Origin of the sequence: Acetobacter tropicalis (assembly GCF_030644465.1) — a bacterium.
Classification (GTDB): Bacteria; Pseudomonadota; Alphaproteobacteria; order Acetobacterales; family Acetobacteraceae; genus Acetobacter; species Acetobacter tropicalis.
Map to the genome: position 1 here is coordinate 1,923,470 of NZ_JAUYUW010000001.1, position 21,089 is coordinate 1,944,558.

The following is a 21,089-nucleotide window of genomic DNA, read 5'->3' on the forward strand; positions in this document are numbered from 1 at the left end:
ATTTGATTTCTCGATATAAATATATGAAAAATAATGGTTTATAGATGCTTCGAAAATTCTCATGTTGGGCTATCGTAATCCTAAGTATCCTATTAAAGTTCCCATCAATTTTTTAACGTCCGGATTATGGTTAATAAAACAGCGGATTAGTTAAGCGCGGGTTTTATGGAAGACGGTGACCCATGACCTTTGCTTCGCAAAGCCACTTGTCTAATGGACTGGGGGAAGAGTGGATACTTTGAATTTTGGTTTTTTAGGGCCGCACAACAAGCAATTAGTGACCCTTGCTGCTCTTGCAGAGCACTATTTCCCCAGCGATCCCTCTACTGCGATCGTCAAGCTACGCCAGTTTGCTGAGTTGATGGCCAAGTTAGTCGCTGCTCATCACGCTGTTTATCGTGATGAGCGCGAAACATTTGAAGAAACTCTGCGTCGCCTATCATATGACCGCCTGATACCGAGGGAGGTCTCTGATATTTTTCATACTCTTCGGAAGGCCGGAAACAGCGCTGTACATGAAGCAAAGGGCGATCATTCTACCGCTCTTACAGCACTAAAATTCGCTTGGTCCCTCAGCATCTGGTTTCATCGGACTTATGATCGTGCACCCGATTTTAAGTCCGGTGCTTTCATGCCACCGCGCAAGCCCATCGATGCAACAGTTGCGCTGCGCGAAGAGATTGAAACACTTAGGCAGAAAGTAGCAGATACTGAAGGTGATGCTGCTCGCGCTCGTCTTGAAGCTGAAGAACAGGCGCAGGCCCGCGAAGCGGTAGAAGAAAGGCTACAGCGAGAGGCTGAGGAGCGTGCCGCCTGGGAGAAGATCGCTCAGGAAATTGATGCCGAGAAGGCAGAGGTCACAAACAAGCTCACTGCTCTCCAAGCCGAAGCGGAAACCACTCCTCGAGTTGAGGCCGCTCAGTTGGTGGAGCAGGGTAAAAAAGCTGCGGTGAAAATTGACCTCGACGAGGCAGAAACGCGTGCTCTCATAGATCAGCAATTGCGCGACCGGGGATGGGAAGTCGATACCCAAGTTCTTCGATACAGCAAAGGTATTCGCCCAGTCAAAGGCCGTAATCTCGCCATCGCTGAATGGCCGACCGCAAAAGGGCCTGCTGATTACGCCTTGTTTGTTGGTTCCACGTTGGTCGGCGTTGTTGAGGCAAAGCGGAAACGGAAAAACGTGTCCGCAGCGATTGATCAGGCTGAGCGCTATTCAATCGCCATTAAGGACAGTGCCGATTTTAGTTATGCAGGTGGTCCTTGGGGTGGTTACAAAGTACCATTTGTGTTCAGTGCGAACGGCAGATCCTATCTCAAGCAGATTGAGACAGAGAGCGGCATCTGGTTCCGCGATACCCGTCGTGCCGCAAACCATCGCCGTGCATTGGTAGACTGGCCGACGCCAGAAGGCCTTACCGGTCAGCTTGAAGTCGATCAGGATGCGGCCAACGCTGCCCTGAAGGCGCAGCCATTCGAATTCGGTTTTCCGCTTCGGTATTATCAGGAAAGTGCAATTCGCTCAGTTGAATCCGCGCTATCTGCGGAACAACGCGCCGTCTTGGTCGCAATGGCAACCGGTACCGGAAAGACTAAACTTGCTATCGCCATGCTATACCGCTTGCTCTCGGCGAAGCGGTTCCGGCGCATCTGCTTTGTAGTAGACCGCAGTGCTCTTGGCGATCAGACAGAGGGAGAATTTTCGACGACTAAAGTCGTATCCGGCAAGACATTCGCGGAAATCTTTGGCCTTAAAGGGCTGGGAGATGTGAAGCCCGATATAGAAACGAAAGTCCATATCTGCACGATTCAAGGCTTAGTGAAGCGCGTGCTATTTGCTGCTGATGCAGCGTTTGCGCCGCCTGTCGACCAATATGACTTGATGGTCATCGACGAATGCCATCGTGGTTATCTGCTTGATCGTGAAATGTCTGATGCCGAACTCAGTTTCCGGGGGCAGGACGATTACATCTCAAAATATCGGCGTGTGCTGGACTATTTTGATGCGGTGAAGATTGGCCTGACGGCAACACCTGCGCTGCACACCACTGATATTTTTGGTGATCCAGTCTTTACCTATTCCTATCGCGAGGCGGTAGTTGATGGTTTTCTGGTTGATCACGAACCCCCTATCCGTATCGAAACAGCTTTGGCGCGGGCAGGCATTAAGTTCGAGAAGGATGAAGAGCTTGAGCGGCTCAATACCCAAACTGGCGAGGTCGATCTCGTTCACGCGCCAGACGAAATCAGTTTTGAAGTTGAGGCATTCAACAAACAGGTTATTACTCCGGAGTTCAATCGCGCTGTTGCAGAGGAGCTGGCGCAGCATATTGATCCGGCACTTCAGGGTAAGACGCTTATTTTCGCGGCGACCGATGCCCATGCAGACATGGTGGTGAGCGCCATCAAGAAGGCTTTTGCAGAGCAATATGGTGAAATTGATGATGCTGCGGTGAAGAAAATTACCGGCAGCGTGGACAAGGTAAAAAACTTGATCCGTTCGTTCCGTAATGATGCCACTCCGCAAATCGTTGTAACGGTCGATCTGCTCACCACAGGCATTGATGTGCCAAAAATCACCAACCTTGTGTTCCTGCGTCGCGTGAACAGTCGTATCCTGTATGAACAGATGATCGGACGTGCGACGCGCTTGTGCCCGGAAATCAACAAGGAGGTTTTCCGTATTTTTGATGCGGTTGATCTCTATCCTCATCTTCAGAACATGACCGACATGAAGCCTGTCGTTGTTAATCCGTCGATTGACTTCACTCAGCTTGTTCAGGAAATGACAGCGGCGCAGAACGATGAGCAGCGTGAGGTCATTCGGGAACAAATTGCCGTCAAGCTACGCCGCCAGATCAAGAAGCTGACCGAGGAAGCAAAGCAGCAGTTTGAGGCCATCGCGGGGGAAGCACCGGAGGCGACATTGCAGAGGGTTATGGCTGGTGATGCACCGGGCCTTGCCGCATGGCTGAAGGATCGCGTCGCGATTGGCCCCATTCTCGACTGGAAAGATGGTAATAATAATCCCCGCTATGTTCCGATTTCTCATCATGCAGACCAAGTCGTTGCTGTATCGCGTGGTTATGGCAGCGCCACCAAGCCTGAGGATTTTCTGGACAGCTTCACCGCTTTCGTGCGCGACAATATCAACACTATTGCCGCACTGAAACTTGTCGTGCAGCGTCCGCGCGATCTGACCCGCGCCGATTTGAAGGCATTGCGCTTGGCTCTGGATTCCAAGGGATTTTCTGACGCCAACCTGCGTCGTGCCTGGGCGGATGCGCTCAATGAGGAAATTGCCGCTTCCGTCATTGGCTTCGTTCGTCAGGCCGCGCTGGGAGACGCTCTCGTCCCCTATGAAGATCGCGTGCGGGAAGCTATGCGTGCGATCATGGCGAGCCGTGCATGGACCGACCCACAGAAACGCTGGCTCAAGCGGATCGGCGAACAGATTGAAAAAGAAATTGTCGTAGACCGAGCCGCCATCGACAAAGAGCCATTTATCGCCGATGGCGGCTTTAATCGTCTGAACAAGGTGTTTGGCGGGGAACTGGAAAGTATCCTCGCCGGGATCAATGAAGAATTGTGGAAGAAGACTGCGTAAATGAGCACCACTATCGATATCGTCGCCAAGCTCTGGAGCTTGTGCAACGTCCTGCGCGATGATGGCATCACCTACAACGAATATGTGACGGAGCTGACCTACCTGCTGTTCCTCAAAATGCTGGAGGAAACGGGGAAGGAGGAACGTTTGCCAGAAGGGTGGCGCTGGAGCCTGCTCGCCAAGCGTGAGGGCATGGAACAGCTTGATTATTACAAGGCCATGCTCCTCGCACTCGGAAAGTCAAAGGATGCACTGGTCAGCGCTATTTTTATTGACGCCCAGACCCGCCTGCGCAAGCCGACGAATCTCAAAGCATTGACCTCTAACATTGATCAGCTCGACTGGTTTTCCGCACGCGAAGAGGGGCTTGGCAACCTTTATGAAGGCCTGTTGGAAAAGAACGCGTCTGACAAGAAATCCGGTGCCGGACAATATTTCACGCCCCGTCCGCTGATTGATAGCATCGTGCGCCTGATGCAACCTCAGCAGGGAGAGGTGATGCAGGACCCGGCAGCGGGAACAGCGGGCTTCCTTGTCGCTGCTGATCGCTACATCAAGGATCACACAGACGATCTCTATACGTTGACAGAACAACAGGCCTTCTTCCAGCGGCACAACGCTTTCTGTGGTGCAGAGCTGGTGCCAGACACCCACCGCTTAAGCATGATGAACCTGCTGCTGCACGGCATAGAAGGCGGCGTGGAGAATATTGATACGCTTTCGCCCGATGGTGAGGCGTTGCCCAAGGCCAATCTGATCCTGACCAATCCACCATTCGGCACGAAGAAAGGCGGGGGACGTCCAACCCGTTCCGATTTCTCGATCACAGCGGATACGTCGAACAAGCAACTCGCCTTCGTCGAGCATATTGTGCGTGCACTGACCCCTGGCGGACGTGCTGCTGTGGTCATTCCCGACAACGTGCTGTTTGAGGACAATACTGGCCGCCGCCTGCGCACTTGGCTGATGGATCTGTGTGACCTGCATACCATCCTGCGCCTGCCGACCGGCATTTTCTACGCACAAGGCGTCAAGACCAACGTGCTGTTCTTCCAGCGTGGCAAGAGCGACAAAGGGAACACCAAGGCGGTCTGGGTCTATGACATGCGGGCGAACGCTCCTGCCTATGGCAAGACACGACCCCTGACCGTTGCCGACTTTGCGGATTTTGAGAAGGCGTATGGGGCGGACGCCAATGGGGGAGCCAAGCGGCGAGATGGCGGGGAGGGCAGCCGGTGGCGCAAGTTCGATCGTGCTGCTATTGCCGGTCGTAATGACAACCTCGACATAAGCTGGCTTCGGGATACAGAGGCAGAGGCGGAAGAGGCGCTGACCGAGCCGGAGGATATTGCAGCGGCGATCATCGGCCATTTGAAGGCGGCGCTGGAAGAAATTGAAACACTGTCGGGCGAGCTTGAGCTGGACAGCGTTGAGGAAGCTGCCTCCATTGCGGAGGTACCAGAATGAGCGATTTCCCGGAACGGTGGGCGTGTGTTCGGCTTCAGGACGTCTGCGAACTCATAAACGGCCGCGCGTATAAGCAAGATGAGCTTCTCGAGAGAGGAAAATATCCCGTTCTCCGCGTTGGAAATTTCTTTTCCAATAGGAACTGGTATTATTCCAATTTGGACCTCGATTCCGAGAAGTATTGCGACAGTGGTGACTTGCTTTATGCATGGTCAGCCTCGTTTGGTCCCCGCATATGGGATGGCGGGAAGGTTATCTTCCACTATCATATCTGGAAGACGCGGCTAGTTGATGTGCTTATCGAAAAGCGTTTTCTGTACCACTGGTTTGAATGGGATAAAGAAAACATCAAATCCGATCATGGCACTGGGTCAACGATGATCCACGTCACCAAAGGTGATATGGAGGCACGTAAATTTGCTCTTCCGTCACTGTCCGAACAGCGACGGATCGTGGCGAAGATCGACAGCCTCACCGGCAAATCCAGACGGGCTCGCGACCATCTCGACCACATCCCCCGCCTTGTCGAGAAATACAAACAGGCTGTGCTGAACCTTGCCTTTTCGCATCTCACCGAAAGGACACGCTTGCTTGATCTGGTCGAAAGGGAACGGGGTATTCCATACGGAATCGTGCAAACTGGCACGCCTTATGAAGGCGGAATTCCGACTGTGCGCTGTGGAGATGTTAAAGATTTCTGCGTTGGATTGGATCAGCTAAAGCTGGTCGATCCCAAAATCGAGTTAGGACATCAACGTACTCGTCTCAAAGGCGGCGAGGTCCTTATAACGATACGCGGTAGCGTTGGAGAAACGTGTGTTGTTCCGTTGCAGCTCGCAGGTTGTAACATTAGTCGAGAAGTGGCGATGATTCCGCCAAAACCAGAAATTTCCTCTGAATTTGTCATGTATTTTCTAGCTACATCCGAAGCAAAACGTTTCATCTTGGGCAATACTAAGGGTGTCGCGCAGCAAGGCATAAATTTACGAGACCTGAAGGAACTTCCTACCCCCAATTGTTCACTGGATGAACAGATTGTGGTAGCCGAACGCATCCAAGCCGCCTTCACTTGGATAGACCGCCTTACTGCGGATACCACTAGTGCTCGCAAGCTGATCGACCACCTCGACCAGTCGGTATTGGCTAAAGCTTTCAAAGGCGAGCTAGTGCCACAAGACCCTACCGACGAACCCGCCAGTGCCTTGCTCGAACGCATCCGGGCAGAACGTGCTGCTGCGCCGAAGGCCAAGCGTGGTCGCAGAAAGGTCGCCTGACCCATGGCCATTCCCGATTATCAGACATTGATGTTGCCGGTCTTGCGTCTTGCTGCCAGCGGCGAACAGCGTGTGGCCGATTCTGCCGAACGTATTGCGGACGATCTCGGCCTCAGTCCCGATGAGCGCGAAGAAATGCTGCCCAGCGGGCGACAACGTTTGTTGCACAACCGCATCCATTGGGCAAAATTCTATATGTCCAAAGCGGGTCTTGTGACCTCGCCAAAACGGGGGCGGTTCATCGCGACCGAAGCAGGGCGGGCGCTGCTGGCATCCAATCCCGCACGCATCAGTGTGAACGACCTCAAGGACTATGAAGGCTTCTGCGAATTTTACAGCGGACAAAAATCTTCTGACGACGAGGCTGGTCCTGTTGCCATTGCCCCGTCAGTCGAAACTGACACGCCAGAAGAGCAGATTGAGACGGCCTATCAGGCTGTGCAATCGGCCCTTCGTGCGGAATTGCTGGAACGCATCGTCCAGAATAGTCCGGCCTTTTTCGAGCAACTGATCGTCGATTTGCTGATCGCTATGGGATATGGCGGATCGTACAAGAATGCAGCCACCCAGCTCGGCCGTTCTGGTGACGGCGGCGTGGATGGCGTCATCAACGAGGACAGGCTGGGGCTGGATCGTGTTTATGTGCAGGCCAAGCGTTATGCCGACACGTCTGTGGGTCGCCCCGATGTGCAGGCGTTCGTCGGTAGTCTGGTCGGGCATGGTGCTACCAAGGGCGTGTTCGTCACCACCTCCACCTTCAGCAACCACGCGCGGGATTATGTTAAACACCTTACGCAGCGGGTCATACTGATCGACGGGCAGCGGCTGACCGACCTGATGATCGAATATGGGGTGGGTGTCCGCGTTAGCCGAAAGATAGAGTTCAAGCGCGTCGATGAGGATTTCTTCTCGGAAGAATAATCCGACTGTATGCGCTACTCAAAGTTTCGAAGAGCAGTGGGAGATATCTATCGTTAGAAATCTATTCTTTTGAGTTTTATGCCGAAAGTGGGTTTTGGTTCATATCCTCATAAATGATTTGGCTGATAGATAAATTGCTTCCCATTCAGCGTCATTGCAGGGCTCATCATAGGCTTCTGTAATGCCTGAAGCAGGCCGTCTTCCAGAAGCATCTGTGATGCCAGTTTTGTCAGGTCTCTGCGCTCGGCAGAAAACAGCTTGCTGTCGAGTAAAGACCGAAACAGGGACATGTCGCGACGGGCTTGTTCCCTGGCAGGACGGTGTTGTTCATTCCATTCATAAATCTGCCTTTGACGTGCCCGGCTTTGCGTCTCGAATTGCCTGTTTAGCCATTCCTCGCGTTTCTACAGCCTGTCAGCCCAGATCCGTCAGGAGCGGAAAGAGTATTACGCCGTTCTTGAGGCCACCCAAAAAGGGGATAGGGACATCACGGTCTGGCTGCACTGGTTTCTGGCGGCTCTGAATCGTGCTTTTGATCGTGCCGAGCAGGTTCTGGGAAAGGCCATTCAGAAGGCCCGCTTCTGGGATACTCTGGCCGGTCAATCAATCAATGACCGGCAGCGCCTCATGCTGAACCGTCTGCTGGACGGGTTTGAGGGTAAGCTGACCTCATCCAAATGGGCGAAGCTGGCAAAGACGTCACCGGATACCGCCCTGCGGGATATCAATGATCTCGTAGAGCGCGGTATCCTGAATAAGGAGGCGGCGGGTGGCAGGAGCACGAGTTATGTTCTGGTTCTTCCCGAGATGTAAAATGCCTGTCGGAGATGATGATCATGGCAGTGGAATTTATCGGAATAGCCCCTTCGATGAATATATTGATTTATCACTGTGTTGAGGGAACTTTAAAGGCGATCAATCAATCCGCTCGTCAGTAGCAGTTTTCTTGGGTTGTGGGCCCCCGCAACCATCTCAAGTCCTTGATAGGACACGATAAACCCGCCCTCAATAGGCGGGTTTTTTTTGTGCACAAATCCCCGATATATGAAAAAATAAGTGTAAACTCAGGGGAAGAAAATAAGGGGTGACCAACCTTTACCCCATCCCACGTAGAAGTTTGCGGGGTCATCAGGCCCTACCTTGCCGCTAAAAAAATACACAAATTCAGTTATTCGATGAAATTATTGCTATTTTGTTAGCCTTCTTGAAATGGTGGCTTAGGGCAAAAAATATGATCAAGGCGTTCATATGCTTATGCGGATAATTACTCTTATTCATCGCTGGGTCGGAGCGCTGATGGGGATAGTTCTCGTTGTTTTAGGGCTTTCTGGAGCAGTGTTGGTTCATAAGGATGCATGGACCAGCGTCCCCCACAAATATGACGCAGTGGAACGAAATGCTCAGCACATTGGGACTTTTGTTACCCATGTTATGAATGCTGAAGGCAAGTCTCCACAAATGATCGTTTTTGCTTCTCCTTCTCTGGGTGTAAATCGGCTGGCCCATGCTGATGGGAGAGGGGAATATGCCGATCAGACTGGTCATGTTCTGGTTTCTTGGACAAGTGACTGGTCTCGTCCTGAGTTATGGCTGGTGACCTTGCATCGTTACCTTTTCATGCGTCCGCAAGGCGAAACGTATGTAGGTGTGGCCGGGCTTATAGGTATTCTTATGGTGATAACAGGTAGCGTCCTGTGGTGGCGCACCCGGAAAACATTTGAATTTCGTCTCTGGCCAAAGCGTTTCAGTCGCGCTGCTATCATTCGGCACCATCGTGATCTGGGCATAATAATCGCCCCTTTATTGCTTCTTTCTTTTATGACTGGTGTTCTCATGGTCTTCCGCCCTCTTGGCGGAATTGCGTTTGGACCAGGAACCTCGGCCGCACTTACCCATAGCCTGAAGCCGCCAGTGTATCCCCATGTCAAAATGGGTAGAGATCTGAACTGGGTTTCTATGATGGAAACGGCACAGCAGCAATTTCCTGAAGCAGAGTTTAGAAGTCTAGCCCTTCCACGGAAAGAGAGTGGCCTGATTACGTTGCGGATGCGTCAACCTGATGAATGGTTGCCCAATGGGCGTACCATGCTGTGGTTTGCCGCCGATACGGGGCATTTGATAGAGGCCCGAGACGCCAGGAGCATGTCTCTGCAGGCACGGTTATTCAATGATGTTTTTCCTGTGCATGCGGCTAAGATTGGTGGCCTTTTTTACAGAATAGTCATGACGCTTTCTGGTGTCGGGTTGGCTCTGCTGGGAGTGTTCGCCATATGGACGTTCTGGACTGCTGGGAATAAAAAAGAGGCAAAGAAGCCAAAGCACAAACCGGCCTGATGGGGTAATTTGTAATGATAGGTTGGTAAACTTGTTATTTAGAAATAAATTTTACGAACCCTATAAAAATATTTTTGCTCTTTAAGAAGGTGGGTGTGGGAAGAAAATGGCGTATTTGCCATATTGTATGAAACTTGTGACACTGTCCGGTGTTCAAGATGAAGGAGTTGACGCCTTGGTAAAAGCTTCAACTCATCAAAAAGAATAAAAATGGCGTAGGAGGACGAAATGGCAGGCCTTCTCCATTTTTTCCAGCATCATGCTTGGAAAAATTACGTGGAAACAGAGTCCGATTTAGTGTCGGGCTGGGAAGACATTGATCCTCCGGTCTCCCGCCGAGGGAAAAGAGACAGTACTTTGAAAGCGGCGTCTTCTCCTCTCTTTGAGACAGCCCGCCTAACCATGGCGCGCAATCTGAAAGAGAGCTGACAAGAGCAGGGTAGCGTAAGGTTGTCCGCGCGCTTATGCTGATGGCATGACACATCAGGCCGCTGAAATGCTTCCCCGCTGCAAGTGGGCACAGACAAACTCCCTCTTACGTACCTATCATGATGAAGAATGGGGTGCGCCTGTTACAGAGAGCCGGGCGTTGTGGGAAATGCTCATGCTTGAAGGCTTTCAGGCAGGGCTTTCATGGCTGACGGTTCTCCGTCGACGTGAGGGCTTCCGTCAGGCTTTTGCGGGCTTCGACCCTGAACGCGTGGCAAATTTCGATCAGAGAGATGTAGAACGTCTCATGGCTGACCCCGGTATTATCCGTGCCCGTTCCAAAATTGAAGCGACTATTGGGAATGCGCGCTCGTATCTAGCTATGCAGGCGCGTGGAGAAGACTTTGCCATCTTTACGTGGGGAATGGTGCCCAATGCTCCACTCCGTAATACTACCGGCCAAGTTTTAACCCAGTCCCCTCACTCGCAGGCGCTTTCAAAGGCCTTGAAAGACCGTGGGTTCAAGTTTGTTGGTCCGGTTATTGTGTATGCTTGGATGCAGGCTGTGGGCATGGTCGATGACCATGACCCAACCTGTTTCCGCTATAAAAAATGTGAAGAGGGTTAATTAAACAGGGTTAACATCCTTTGCCCAAGGCATGGATACAAAACCGGGTAATGCTTCAATTCTTTTCAACCACTCCTGAATATGAAGGTAGTTTTCTAAAGAAATGCCGCCTTCTGGTGCGCGCGCTGTATAGGCATAACAGGCCAGATCAGCCAGCGTAGGGTGGGGAGTGGCAAGAAACTCCTGCTGGCCCAGATGCGTATTCATGAAGGTAAAAAGAGCATGGCTTTGCTCTTTGGCGTTCGCGGGTTCATTTTCCTTATGAAAGAGACAGACCATCCGAGCCGCTGCTGGTCCCTGACGGAGTTCTCCTGTTGCTATGGAAAGCCATCGTTGCACATGCGCGGCTGGAACAGGGTCTTGTGGCAGCAGGCTGGAGCCGGGAGCGTAGCGTTTAACCAGATAAACCATAATAGCGTTACTATCTGACAGGATTATACCGTTATCTTTTAGAATAGGAATCTGTCCAAGGGGGTTCATGCCTAACAGTTCAGATGAAGGACCACTTACAGCTTCAAATTGATAATCCAGTTTCAGGATAGATAAAAGCAGGCGGACCCGGTGCACATGGCCTGAAAGCAGTGTGCCGTATAAAATAATCATTCAGATTGATCTCCCTCAGTTTCTTATAATCTTTTCAGTATTTTTCGCTTTTGACGAGTGACCCTTCCAAAACGGCACTCTGTACCTTTCTGCATCAAGTATTAGCCGGACTTTTGCAGCCTTTGAATATAGACTGGAAGCCCTTTGCGTGAGTGTGCCACCTAGGCGGGTAGCGCCTATGAATTTTGGAATCAGGTTTGCCAAACAGGCCAGAATGGTGATGCTGGAATAACGGGCGTTCTTTCTTATCCGGTGATAAATGAACTGCGGGTAGGAAATCTGTTTCAGGCTCTAGAAAAAGAGATACTTCTTCATATCCTGTGCAACTCGTGACGTCCGGTCTGTTGTATCCACCTTCTGTCTAACTGTCTGAATGAATGAGGGCTTTTGTAAAGCGCGTGGTGTGCTTTGATAAACGTTTTTCAAACGATGGACGTAGAAGAATAGTTGGCTGGTGGGCGGCCATCATGCTGGCGGGTTTGGTTGGATGGAACCTGTAGCAAAGGCGAGGCTGGATGCCGCAATCAGGGACGCATAATAAGCATCTGATTTGCCGAGTTGAGCATCAAGCAGCCCTGTTTGCGCCATGGTGGCTTGCGTGATGGAGCCAACACCGTTGCGGTAGGCCGCAAAGGCGGCATCAAACGCAGTTTGGGATGCGGTTAGTAGTTTAGTGGCTGCTGTGTAGGCGCTTAGACTGGCATGTACGCTGTTTTCAGCCACAATGATTTGTTTGACTGATTCATCAACCGTTTTACGTAAAAGGGTTTGTGCGCTGTCAGCCTGATTTTTTACCTGTCGTAGAACAGCCGCCCGCATGCCTCCATCAAAAACTGGAACGGTGATGCCGCCCAGAATAAGACTACTGAAATTGTTGGTGGAGAGGTTGAGAGTGGGAGAAGAATCAGACCCTACACCCGGTACGGAGGAGAGGGCCAATTGTCCCGTACTATAAGCCACATTTCCTGATACAAAAACCTTTGGCAGAAACTCCGCCTTTGCTGCTGCTATTCGGCTTTGGGAGGCTTTGGCCGAGGCATAGGCGGCGAGAACATCCGGTCTTTGGGCCACAGCCTGACGCACCATGTCGTCTGTCAGCCGGGCATCCGCCATTGTCAGGGCGCGGTTGGAGACATTCGTGGTTTGCAAACGGGTGTTGGGGGAAATACCCATAGCTGTCATCAGATCAAGGTAGGTGTTTTCCGCTGCGTTCTGAGCCTGCACCAGCCGGAGTTCTGCCTGCGCCGTCATTTGGCGGGCCTGGGTAACATCCACAATGGTGCCTTGTCCTTGCTTCAGGCGCATTTCAGCGGCGGCCTGTACCGAGTGGGCATTGGTTACGGCCTGCTGCACGAGCACTACACGGGCGCCTGCCGCAGCGTGAGTGTAAAACGCCAGTGTGACGTCATAAATCACCTTCTGATGTGCGGCGGTAAAGAGAATGTTGTTGGCAAGCTGGGCTTGTTTTGCCGCATTGATAATGGCTTCCCGCTTCCCGAAATCGAACAGTAGCCATTCCATACTGAGGGTCTGGACTTCACCAGAACCGGAATTCCGATTTCTAACTCCATCTGTCAAACCTTCGGCCTGATTAATAAGGTCGTTTGCACCTTCTCCAATTTGTCCAGCGTTGCTCAGGCTGGGGTTGCCGCCATTGTTATGCTGGTGCGTGTAACCGCCCACAACGGTTGCACTTAAATGCGGGAGATAGGCTGTGCGGGTAATGCCAACGGCTAGGGCTGCGTCACGGGCAGTATTCCATGCAATCCGGGTTGTGGGGTTGCTGGACTGTGCAATGTCAATCAGTTCAGCCAGAGAATAGGGATGAGTGCTGTTGATCTCTGCATCTGGTGCGCGCGGACCAAGTGCCTGATTGGCGGGTAATGTGAAATCTGCGGGTATTTTCAGCCCATGGCCGGTCTGGCTTTTTCCTGGCAGAATTTCGCCTTTTTCTGAAACATTGGGCTGCCATGGTGTGTCCGCTCGCTCTGGTGCGGTTTCAAGAGCCTGTGTTGCACAACTGCTCAGCAGAAGGAGGGCGAGAGGGTGCCAAAGAGTGGAACAGGGGCGGGAAAAACGCATCATTTTGGAAGTCCCTGCTCAAGCTGTGTGATCTGATGAGCGGTCTCGGAGGAAAGGGCTGGGATCAAAACGTCTTCTGCCAGAAGGGCAGCCTGCTGAGTGGCTGTGTGGTAAGCGGCCAGATGCGGCATATCCGCACGCATGTGTGGTGGTTCCATGCTGGCAAATTCAATGGTCCGCTCGGTCGTACCAAGCGCGGTCTGAACTGCTGCGGCATGGACAAGCTGCTGCGTTCGGGGTGGGGCAATGGCAAGCGCATCAAGAGCGTGAAAAACGTTTCTCAGCGTATCCCGGATTTTATCATAGGCGCTGGTAGGCCAGATGCTGGTAAAAACGGCATAGGTGATGAAATTTCCAAGAAGAATACCAATAATACGGTCACGGGCAGTGGTCATGTCCGTGGTGGGGCCGTAACCTTTCAGGTCAGAGAGGAAAAAGGCCAGCCCTATTTGCAGGCCCGCATAGGCAATCCGTTCATCGCCTGTTTTGATCCAGCAGGCCACAAGCGTGCCTGCTGCCATCATGGCCAGAAATGCTGCACTATTTTGCAAATGGGGCATCAGGATAATCAGAGAGCCAATCCCCATGGCCCCCCCTACCAGTGCGCCTGCAATACGAAGTGTCAATTTGGAAATCATTTCTCCCATTGTGGGGAGAGCTACAATAAAACAGGTGATGACGCAGGTATGGATACCCGGCCATGCTAGAACCTTGAACAAAAAATAGCTGAGCATGACAGCCGCAGTGCCTTTAACGGCAAAGCGCACATGTTCCGGGTTGGTGAAGGCATCGGGAAAAAAGAAGCCGGCTGGACCACTCTCGTCTTTTTCAGCTTCTTTCTGTTGATTTTTTGGAGCCGGGGTTGTGAACGTGGAAAGCAGAAGCGCAAGTTCTTGCAACGCAGGGGATGTGCCTAGAGCAGAGGGCGTGCTGATATCCGTAGGGTAATCGCCCTTCTCAAAAATTGCCGCCATTTCAAAGAGTGTCTGAATCAGAGAGGAGGCGGAATGTGGTATGGAGTGGTCTCGGGTTGCTGCGTGCGCCAGTGCCAGTGTTGCCACACTGCTGTAAATGGCCTGATGCAGACATTCCAGATCATGATCGCGCCAGAGTTTTTCCAGCTTAGCCATTTTAAGGGATTTCAGCATGTCGCCTGCACCTTCGCGCAACATGGCGGTGGCCTGTTCCTGAACAAGGGCATCTGGTTGCTGATGCAGGCGTGCGCTCAGGCGTAGGCGTGCTGCAATGGCATGAGTGAGAACGGTTTTGGGAGAGGGGCAGATCAATCCGCCCACCACAACCATGACACCGCCTGGAATGAGAATGAACAGATCAGCATATAGTAGGGCGCGGGTGGCGAGTTCTCCAACCGGCGCCTGATCTATGGCGATCAGCGCATACACAACAATCAGCGCCAGCATATAGGCAACCGGTTTCAGCTTGCTGGCCGAGCCAAGGAAAAAGAAACCAAGTGAGAGCAGAGCGGTGGCGGCAACCAGACTCAAAGGATGATCAAGTGTGAGATGTACCAGCCCGAACATCAGTAAAATAACCACTGCAAACAGAAGATTGACGCCAACGCCAGCCAGCACATTGGTCATGCGGTCTTTCTGCCAGAGCGCCATGGTGACAAATGCCGGGAGTGCTGTTTCGGGAACCTGCCAGATTTCACAAATCAGAATGACAAGAGTGCAGGCGCACGTCATGCGTAGGCTGTAGCCCAGTCGGCCGGGTGCGGGATCACACACCAGCCGCCAGAACCGGACCAGTGTCAGGTGCAGGGTATCAGGGACAGGCAGTGCCATGGCGGATCTCGACTGTGGCCGTGGCTCCCAGACGGAGCAGGCGGGGGTCTGCCGCTTCCAGCTTGATTCTGACCGGGAAACGCTGCGCCACATGCACCCAGTCCATCTGGCGCGGCACCAGCGGCAGAGTGGCGCCAATGCCTGCGGAATCGGCGGAGAGTACACCCCAGCCAATGCTTTCCACATGCCCACGCAGGGCTGTGTGTTTATCAATCATGGAATACACCGTGGCGCAGGCGCCCGGTTGCACGGCCTTGAGCGCAATCTCCCGGATGTTGGCCGTAACGTACCAGGCATCATTAGCGATCAGTGTGAAGAGCACCTGAGAGGGAGCAAGGATTTCTCCAGCCTTGACCCGCAGGCTGGTTACGTACCCATCTGTGGGGGCAATGACAGTTGTTTGCCGCAGGGCGTAGCGGGCCTGATCAAGTGCGGCTTGTGCTGCCTGCTGTGCGGCAATGGAGCTTTTCAGATCTCCAATGGCAATCTGCGTAGCTTGTTCCTGCTGCTGGCTCTGGGAGAGCGAAACCGTGGCGTTGTTCAGGGCAACACGTGCCTGATCATACTCCTGCCAGGGAATATAGGATTTTCCGGCAAGCGGTTTGAGGCGCTCTACCGTGCGGGCTGCGAGATCATGGTTAGTCTGGGCTCGTTCCGTCTGACTTTTGGCAACGGCAGCGTTGGCTGTTTTTACGGCAACCAGTCGCTGCTGGTTTTCCACCTCGGCCGAGGTCAATGCCAGATTGGCTTCAGCCTGACGCACGGCCAACTCATAGGGTTCAGGGTCCAGCCGGTAGAGTACGTCTCCCTTTTTCACAGCCTGATTGACCCGGACCCGCAAATCAACCAGTCGCCCGCCGACAGTGGAGGCCATATGTACCAGTTCAGCGTCTAGTTCTGCACTATCGGAGGAGGGATAGGCGCTATCCTGCCGGGAAACATACACCCCAAGCGCAATGGCACCAACAACACAGATGCCCGCGATAACAACACCCACAGGCCGGGTGGAAGACAGGGGGACTTTTTTCATAGGATTACGGCCCAAACCCTACCAGCCAGACCAGTAGCGCGGCGATGATACCGAGTGAGACATATGTAAAAAGACGCAGGCTCAAAATAGAATCGATCCCGCTGACAAGAAACAGCACGCGCAACCCCACGGCTACGGCCACGCCAATTATGCCGCAGAGCATCCAGTCTGGAAAATATGCGCCGAAAATGGAAAAGGATGGCGCCCCTTGCGCGGTACAGCCGCTTAGCAAAGGCGTGGCAAAGAAGCCAATATGGCGGCGGGCAGACGGGCGCAACATCTGGTCAAATTGGGCTGAATGAGTCTGGCCTGTCAACATGGCGTGTGGTGCCGTGTCTGGGCGAGGCCAATCAGTGGCGGTAACAGGCCTGCGCAAGGTGACAATCCGGTGGCTTGCGTGGACCAGCATGTGCCGCGTGGCTATGATGCAAAGCGTGTTATGCAAAACGGCAAAGGTGCGGCATAGGCCGCTTTTGCCTTGTATCGGGAGAGAATGAAGAACAATGGCGTGGTCTGTAGCCCTGTATGGCATCAAAACCTGTGACACCATGCGCAAGGCCCGTGCATGGCTGGATGAGCGCGGCATTGCCTATGCCTTCCATGACTACAAAAGTCAGGGAATTGATGCGGAGCATCTAAAAAAATGGATTCAGCAGGTTGGATGGGAAAAGCTGCTTAACAAGGCCGGAACTACGTTCAGAAAACTGCCGGAAGCAGACAAGGCCAATTTGACGGAAGCGCGGGCGGTGGCTCTGATGGTAGCTCAGCCCTCCATGATCAAGCGCCCGGTGCTTGAGGCGGAGGGAGCATTGGAAGTGGGTTTTAAGCCAGACGTGTATGAGCGCTTTTTCGCAAAGTCCTGAAAGGTAAACTGCCGGAGAGAGGTAGCCTCCACAGGTGTGGAGGCTACGGCAGCAGGATTATTCCTGATCAGGAGCAGCAGCAGAGTTAAGCTGAATGTAGCGCTCAATGCCAATCTGCTTGATGAGGTCGAACTGACGATCCAGGAAGTCTTCGTGTTCTTCTTCGTTTTCAAGGATCTTCAGCAGAAGGTCACGGGAGACGAAGTCACGCACGCTTTCGCAATAGGCAATACCTTCACGCAGGTCGGCCATTGCCTTTTCTTCCAGCTTCAGATCGCATTCCAGAATTTCTTTCACGTCCTGACCGATCAGGATGGTGTTCAGGCGCTGTACGTTGGGCAGGCCACCCAGATACAGAATGCGTTCGATCAGCGAGTCAGCGTGACGCATTTCCTCAATGGATTCTTCGTATTCCTTTTTGCCCAGCAGGGTCACGCCCCAGTGGCGCAGCGTGCGGGCATGCAGGAAGTACTGGTTGATGGCCGTCAGCTCGTTTGTGAGCTGCGTGTTCAGGTGTTCAATAACTTTTGGGTCTTTAACCATGATATGTCTCTTTGCTGGTGTGGGAGGAAATACAGTTTGCTGTCTAGCTGAGTGTAAAACGCGATGCAAATAAAAAAACAATGATATATCAACATTTTATGGGAATTAATTCTTACTATCAACATCGCATTTCAGCCATTTTTTGAGTGATTATTAACTGCGGGGGGGAATGGTTTTTGCAACGCGTTTGCGTCTGATCACGTAAGCACTTGATCGTCTTGAGCTTTATGGAGCGAAAGCCTACAAAACGCATGGCCTCTGCCGGATGCCATGCGGGGGAAACCCGTTTTTTCATTGTCGGACCAAAATATCATGATGCTGCATATTCCCGAGGTTCTTACCCCTGAAGAACTGGCGCACTGCCGCTCAGTTCTTGAAAAGGCGGACTGGCAGGACGGGAAGGCAACCGCCGGGCAGCAGTCGGCCAAAGCCAAATACAATCTGCAACTACCGCTGAACCACCCGCAGCACCGTGAACTGGCAGAACTGATTCTGCGCGCTCTTGGCCGGAATCGCATCTTCAACAGTGCCGTGGTGCCGTTTCGCGTTGTACCGCCCCTCTTCAACCGGTACGATCCGGGTATGGGATTCGGCGCGCATGTGGATAACGCTGTGCGGCCAATTCCGGATTCCGGTGGCATGCGGGTGCGGACAGATGTGTCCGCCACGCTTTTCCTGAGCCATCCGGGGGAATATGACGGCGGGGAACTCTGTATTTATGATGAAGCCGGGATGCAGGAAATCAAGCTGCCTGCGGGCGATATGATCGTTTACGATACAACGGTGCTGCATAGTGTGGCCCCGGTAACACGCGGTAGCCGCTGGGCCTCATTTTTCTGGACGCAGTCCATGGTGCGGGATGAAAGCCGCCGCCGGGTGTTGTACGATCTGGATCGTGCCATCATGGATCTGCGTACCCGTCTGTCCGATCATGACCCCGCAGTACTGCAACTGGTCAATTGTTATCATAACCTGATGCGCCAGTGGTGTGATCTCTGATCTGACATGATACCTCACGAGTGGTTAGGTATTTTTCCGTCCTGCTGGACTCGTGTGGAGCCTTCAAACCGACTTTTTCAACGTCAAAAGCCTCTCGCCAGCTCTTAGCTGTAAAGAGTTTTCAAACGAAATCTGTCAGGGCAATTTTGCGAGATCATCGTCACGTTGGGGGAGTGAGTTCAGGCGCTCCTGCAGGGCTGCATATAATTGGGGCGCTTTGTCTGGCCCCAGTTTGGTCAGGGAGCGGTTCATGGCCAAAAGAATATCGGAGGTAGCGTTCGGGAGCGCTTGCGCCCACCACAGAAGCGCCTCTTGGGTTTTGCCAGCTTCCGCCAAGGCGGTAGCGTAATTGTGCTGGCCCCGATAATCCCCTCCTTCTGCCGAACGTTTATACCATGCCAGCGCGGCCTGTCGGTCCTGTGGAATTTCCCACCCTTCTTCAAGGAAGCGGGCCAGAATGTTCATGGATTTGGCATGGCCGTTCTGGGCTGCCGTCTGAAAGAGAAGGAGGGCCTGTTTCAGATTCTGGGGCATGCCCATGCCTCGCATGGTCAGAATACCCAGATTATACCGGCCCCATTCATCTCCCAATGCGGCGGCGGCTTCATAATGCTGGGCCGCTTTTTGCAGGTTTTTTTCACATCCCCAGCCAAAATGCGCGCAGCGGCCCAGCATGTTGTGGGCGGGCCCATACCCGGCATTGGCGGCAATGGTGAACCATATTAAAGCCTGGTCCGGGTCTCTGGGCACATAAATGCTGTTCAGTAAGGTCTTGCCCCAGAGCACCTGCTCCAGATGATGCCCCCGGATGGCTTTCTGCCGAATGGCTTCAATGGCGTCCGGTAACAGCGGGTGCGCGATGGTGCGCGCTTTTTCACGCTTTCCAAACAGCTTTCCAACCACGTTTTTCGCCACCATCTCACCCTGAAGTCTTATAGGCTGTTTTTGAGAAGGATTATTATTAGCGAATGGCAGTGCCGGGAGCAATCATGCGTGGGCGGGCATCTGCCCCGCGTGGCATGTCAGCGCCAGTGAGTGGAGGGCGTTCAGCCCCAACGGCCAGTAATCTACGCCCGAATTATTCCCGATATGGCCTGTATAACCGGCATCCAGCAGGGATGCGCCCCATTTGCCAGCCAATTGATGTGCGCGGGTGGGGGTTAACCATGGGTCATTCTGGCTGAAAATCACCGTGCTTGGAAATGGCAGCCGTTTGTCTGGCAAAGGTAGGAAAGAGGCAAGGCGTGCGGCATCTGGGCTACCACTTTGTTCACCATCTGCGGGGGCAACCAGAAGAGCTCCTGCTACTGGAGATGCCGGGTGCTTCAGCCCGTGATGCACACTCAGGATGGCACCCAGGCTATGGGCAATCAGCAGCACGGGTCGGCGGCTGGCCTCAAGTGTCTGTTCCAGTTTGGCCTGCCACTCAGACAGGGTGGGGTGAGACCAGTTTTCCTGCTCTATCCGTTTTATGGAAAGCCCATGTCCACGGAACACATCCTCCCAGATAGATTGCCAATGATCTTCATCAGACCCAAACAGCCCCGGCACCACCAGCATGTCGAACGGGGAGAGTGCACGGACCAATGCAGGGGAAAGCCGTGGGGTTGTTGCCAGAAAATCTGCCGCGTGGGGATGAACAGCAGAATGACGCAGAGATGTTGGCATCAGACAAAACTCCTCTTCCCTATGGTCAGGCCCCGGCTTGGGCTTGGAACGCCATAAGGCACTATCAAGTATGGTGATACATTATAAAAAACAAAAATATAAGTTAAAAAATGCGATGAGGTGTGGATTCTGTCAGAGTCTTAATCTGTGAGGCTACGGGCGCGTGAAGGGTTTGCAAAAGGGAATATCATATATCTTATTGTAAAATAATGATAAAATAATTATACAATCATTCTGATTGGCGTGAAAATTAATCACGAATTGGAATCGTTTTAAAATATTGACACTGCCTAAAGAACCGATCATTGTTGCGTTGTTCCGGCATGTGGTCGGACGCTGATGAAAGGAGAGCTTTCATGGTGGATATCAAAATGGGCGCAGGCCGATGTTGCCGCTTCCGAATGTGGTGTTGTGGCGCATCTGAGCATGCGCTCTAAAAATTGCCGGTAGTGAGACTGCCGGCGGATACGGCTTTTACAAGCCTTGTGTTCGAGGGTAAGTCATTATGTTGGATTCAAAAATTATTGAAATAGATGGCGTTTTTCTGGGAACAGCCATTCAGGTCAAAGGGCATGGCGGACGGCGTTTCTACGCTGCGCATGAAAGTGTGCGAGTCTTGCATAACGCCGTAAAGCCTGACCTTGCCGTTATGGCGCGGGTTGTGGCCAGCCAGTTCCGTAAAAGCCGCGTTGAACGCCTGGCTGCCTGATAAACAGGTACTTCAGGCGGGTTTATCCGTTCTTTGTAGGGTAATTGAAGATTGGAGAAGAGAAACTGCGGCTTGAGGGGGTCGCAGTTTTTTTATGGCGGCAGTCATCACGCTCAGAGAGCTGAGC

The 21,089-nt window shown here is 52.7% G+C and carries 18 protein-coding genes and 1 pseudogene; 10 read left to right on the forward strand and 9 right to left on the reverse strand.

The window, feature by feature from the left end; genetic code table 11:
- Positions 1–229: 229 nt before the first annotated feature.
- The 4 genes from hsdR to QWU00_RS08605 are packed head-to-tail and all read left to right on the forward strand — an operon-like array spanning position 230 to position 7,269.
- Entirely contained in the window at positions 230–3,607 is a 3,378-nt protein-coding gene (hsdR, locus tag QWU00_RS08590; RefSeq protein WP_035381531.1) for a type I restriction-modification system endonuclease, read from the forward strand.
- Positions 3,608–5,074 carry a class I SAM-dependent DNA methyltransferase gene (locus QWU00_RS08595; RefSeq protein ID WP_035381532.1) on the forward strand — a complete coding sequence of 489 codons (1,467 nt, stop codon included), beginning with the start codon at positions 3,608–3,610 and terminating at the stop codon, positions 5,072–5,074.
- Positions 5,071–6,348 carry a restriction endonuclease subunit S gene (locus QWU00_RS08600; RefSeq protein ID WP_052051472.1) on the forward strand — a complete coding sequence of 426 codons (1,278 nt, stop codon included), beginning with the start codon at positions 5,071–5,073 and terminating at the stop codon, positions 6,346–6,348. The genes QWU00_RS08595 and QWU00_RS08600 overlap by 4 nt, the downstream gene beginning before the upstream one ends.
- Before the next feature lie 3 nt (positions 6,349–6,351).
- On the forward strand, positions 6,352–7,269 hold the full coding sequence (locus tag QWU00_RS08605) for a restriction endonuclease (protein WP_035381533.1): 918 nt from the start codon (positions 6,352–6,354) through the stop codon (positions 7,267–7,269).
- Positions 7,270–7,376: 107 nt separating this feature from the next.
- Here QWU00_RS08605 and QWU00_RS08610 read toward each other — a convergent pair whose 3' ends face one another.
- Entirely contained in the window at positions 7,377–7,559 is a 183-nt protein-coding gene (locus tag QWU00_RS08610) for a hypothetical protein (RefSeq protein WP_035381535.1), read from the reverse strand.
- A 109-nt stretch (positions 7,560–7,668) separates the two neighbouring features.
- Here QWU00_RS08610 and QWU00_RS08615 point away from each other — a divergent pair.
- The 3 genes and pseudogenes from QWU00_RS08615 to QWU00_RS08625 form a co-directional block, all read left to right on the forward strand.
- Positions 7,669–8,082 (forward strand): annotated as a pseudogene (locus QWU00_RS08615) (Fic family protein); the annotation flags it as partial.
- Positions 8,083–8,517: 435 nt separating this feature from the next.
- Positions 8,518–9,603 (forward strand): PepSY-associated TM helix domain-containing protein, encoded by a 1,086-nt coding sequence (locus tag QWU00_RS08620; protein ID WP_238706748.1) that lies wholly within the window; start codon positions 8,518–8,520, stop codon positions 9,601–9,603.
- A 475-nt stretch (positions 9,604–10,078) separates the two neighbouring features.
- Positions 10,079–10,660: a DNA-3-methyladenine glycosylase I gene (locus QWU00_RS08625; protein WP_035377118.1), complete on the forward strand. Its 582-nt coding sequence runs from the start codon at positions 10,079–10,081 to the stop codon at positions 10,658–10,660.
- Here the strand turns inward: QWU00_RS08625 and QWU00_RS08630 are convergent, their stop codons facing one another.
- From QWU00_RS08630 to QWU00_RS08650, 5 genes are all read right to left on the reverse strand, one after another.
- Positions 10,661–11,263: a glutathione S-transferase family protein gene (locus QWU00_RS08630; protein ID WP_035377116.1), complete on the reverse strand. Its 603-nt coding sequence runs from the start codon at positions 11,261–11,263 to the stop codon at positions 10,661–10,663.
- Positions 11,264–11,728: 465 nt separating this feature from the next.
- Positions 11,729–13,348: a TolC family protein gene (locus tag QWU00_RS08635; protein ID WP_035377114.1), complete on the reverse strand. Its 1,620-nt coding sequence runs from the start codon at positions 13,346–13,348 to the stop codon at positions 11,729–11,731.
- A complete protein-coding gene (locus tag QWU00_RS08640) occupies positions 13,345–15,150 on the reverse strand; it encodes an FUSC family protein (RefSeq protein ID WP_081938908.1) in 1,806 nt (601 codons plus the stop codon). Before QWU00_RS08640 ends, QWU00_RS08635 begins: the two co-directional genes overlap by 4 nt.
- A complete protein-coding gene (mdtN, locus tag QWU00_RS08645; protein ID WP_035377112.1) occupies positions 15,131–16,180 on the reverse strand; it encodes a multidrug transporter subunit MdtN in 1,050 nt (349 codons plus the stop codon). Before mdtN ends, QWU00_RS08640 begins: the two co-directional genes overlap by 20 nt.
- A gap of 4 nt (positions 16,181–16,184) precedes the next feature.
- The gene (locus QWU00_RS08650) at positions 16,185–16,589 is read right to left on the reverse strand and encodes a YtcA family lipoprotein (protein ID WP_231551526.1); all 405 of its coding nucleotides are present in this window, start codon (positions 16,587–16,589) and stop codon (positions 16,185–16,187) included.
- Between the two features lie 94 nt (positions 16,590–16,683).
- On the opposite strand from QWU00_RS08650, the gene QWU00_RS08655 reads away from it, so the two are divergent.
- A complete protein-coding gene (locus QWU00_RS08655; protein ID WP_035377110.1) occupies positions 16,684–17,043 on the forward strand; it encodes an ArsC family reductase in 360 nt (119 codons plus the stop codon).
- A gap of 57 nt (positions 17,044–17,100) precedes the next feature.
- Here QWU00_RS08655 and bfr read toward each other — a convergent pair whose 3' ends face one another.
- Positions 17,101–17,589: a bacterioferritin gene (gene bfr, locus QWU00_RS08660; RefSeq protein ID WP_061474842.1), complete on the reverse strand. Its 489-nt coding sequence runs from the start codon at positions 17,587–17,589 to the stop codon at positions 17,101–17,103.
- Between the two features lie 309 nt (positions 17,590–17,898).
- Between bfr and QWU00_RS08665 the strand changes: the two genes are divergently transcribed.
- Positions 17,899–18,585, forward strand: a complete 687-nt coding sequence (locus tag QWU00_RS08665; RefSeq protein WP_035377160.1) for a Fe2+-dependent dioxygenase — start codon at positions 17,899–17,901, stop codon at positions 18,583–18,585.
- A 135-nt stretch (positions 18,586–18,720) separates the two neighbouring features.
- On the opposite strand, the gene QWU00_RS08670 is transcribed toward QWU00_RS08665, so the two are convergent.
- Together QWU00_RS08670 and QWU00_RS08675 are read right to left on the reverse strand one after the other, a co-directional pair.
- Positions 18,721–19,503: a tetratricopeptide repeat protein gene (locus tag QWU00_RS08670; protein ID WP_081938907.1), complete on the reverse strand. Its 783-nt coding sequence runs from the start codon at positions 19,501–19,503 to the stop codon at positions 18,721–18,723.
- Between the two features lie 69 nt (positions 19,504–19,572).
- Positions 19,573–20,253 carry an RBBP9/YdeN family alpha/beta hydrolase gene (locus QWU00_RS08675; protein WP_052051099.1) on the reverse strand — a complete coding sequence of 227 codons (681 nt, stop codon included), beginning with the start codon at positions 20,251–20,253 and terminating at the stop codon, positions 19,573–19,575.
- Between the two features lie 505 nt (positions 20,254–20,758).
- Between QWU00_RS08675 and QWU00_RS08680 the strand changes: the two genes are divergently transcribed.
- Positions 20,759–20,962, forward strand: a complete 204-nt coding sequence (locus QWU00_RS08680; protein WP_035377105.1) for a hypothetical protein — start codon at positions 20,759–20,761, stop codon at positions 20,960–20,962.
- Positions 20,963–21,089 lie beyond the last annotated feature (127 nt).

Excerpts from the sequence above, each read along its gene's own strand:
- QWU00_RS08640 (WP_081938908.1), bottom strand. The coding sequence starts at position 15,150 with ATGGCACTGCCTGTCCCTGATACCCTGCACCTGACACTGGTCCGGTTC.
- QWU00_RS08635 (WP_035377114.1), bottom strand. The coding sequence starts at position 13,348 with ATGATGCGTTTTTCCCGCCCCTGTTCCACTCTTTGGCACCCTCTCGCC.
- QWU00_RS08650 (WP_231551526.1), bottom strand. The coding sequence starts at position 16,589 with ATGCTGGTCCACGCAAGCCACCGGATTGTCACCTTGCGCAGGCCTGTT.
- QWU00_RS08675 (WP_052051099.1), bottom strand. The coding sequence starts at position 20,253 with ATGCCAACATCTCTGCGTCATTCTGCTGTTCATCCCCACGCGGCAGAT.
- QWU00_RS08670 (WP_081938907.1), bottom strand. The coding sequence starts at position 19,503 with ATGGTGGCGAAAAACGTGGTTGGAAAGCTGTTTGGAAAGCGTGAAAAA.
- QWU00_RS08625 (WP_035377118.1), top strand. The coding sequence starts at position 10,079 with ATGACACATCAGGCCGCTGAAATGCTTCCCCGCTGCAAGTGGGCACAG.
- QWU00_RS08610 (WP_035381535.1), bottom strand. The coding sequence starts at position 7,559 with ATGTCCCTGTTTCGGTCTTTACTCGACAGCAAGCTGTTTTCTGCCGAG.
- QWU00_RS08655 (WP_035377110.1), top strand. The coding sequence starts at position 16,684 with ATGGCGTGGTCTGTAGCCCTGTATGGCATCAAAACCTGTGACACCATG.
- QWU00_RS08665 (WP_035377160.1), top strand. The coding sequence starts at position 17,899 with ATGATGCTGCATATTCCCGAGGTTCTTACCCCTGAAGAACTGGCGCAC.
- QWU00_RS08620 (WP_238706748.1), top strand. The coding sequence starts at position 8,518 with ATGCTTATGCGGATAATTACTCTTATTCATCGCTGGGTCGGAGCGCTG.
- QWU00_RS08630 (WP_035377116.1), bottom strand. The coding sequence starts at position 11,263 with ATGATTATTTTATACGGCACACTGCTTTCAGGCCATGTGCACCGGGTC.
- mdtN (WP_035377112.1), bottom strand. The coding sequence starts at position 16,180 with ATGAAAAAAGTCCCCCTGTCTTCCACCCGGCCTGTGGGTGTTGTTATC.
- QWU00_RS08680 (WP_035377105.1), top strand. The coding sequence starts at position 20,759 with ATGTTGGATTCAAAAATTATTGAAATAGATGGCGTTTTTCTGGGAACA.
- QWU00_RS08605 (WP_035381533.1), top strand. The coding sequence starts at position 6,352 with ATGGCCATTCCCGATTATCAGACATTGATGTTGCCGGTCTTGCGTCTT.
- QWU00_RS08595 (WP_035381532.1), top strand. The coding sequence starts at position 3,608 with ATGAGCACCACTATCGATATCGTCGCCAAGCTCTGGAGCTTGTGCAAC.
- QWU00_RS08600 (WP_052051472.1), top strand. The coding sequence starts at position 5,071 with ATGAGCGATTTCCCGGAACGGTGGGCGTGTGTTCGGCTTCAGGACGTC.